1 pseudogene is annotated in these 316 nt (G+C 27.5%); it reads left to right on the top strand.

Annotation, left to right across the window (positions count from 1 at the left end):
- Nucleotides 1–316, top strand: a pseudogene (locus Q3287_RS19575) (IS200/IS605 family element RNA-guided endonuclease TnpB); the annotation flags it as partial.

Genomic DNA, 316 nt, shown 5'->3' with positions numbered 1-316 from the left:
GTTTTCATATAGAACTAACTTTACAAATGGAAATATTATGTACTGTGGTCAATATATAAAATTACCTAAACTTGGTATGGTTAAAGTAAGGGATAAACAAGTACCTCAAGGAAGAATACTTAATGCTACAGTGTCCAAAGAACCAAGTGGTAAATATTATGTATCATTATGTTGTACTGATATAGATATTAAAGTATTTGAAAATACTAATAATCAGATAGGTTTAGATCTAGGAATTAAAGAATTTTGTATCTCAAGTTGTGGAGACTTTATAGAAAATCCTAAGTATCTTCTAAAGTCATTAAATAAACTTGCC

The sequence above is a fragment of the Clostridioides sp. GD02404 genome, assembly GCF_045898275.1.
GTDB classification, from domain to species: Bacteria; Bacillota; Clostridia; order Peptostreptococcales; family Peptostreptococcaceae; genus Clostridioides; species Clostridioides difficile_A.
Note: the sequence above shows the minus strand (reverse complement) of the source record. Positions and strands in the feature narration are given on the sequence as shown.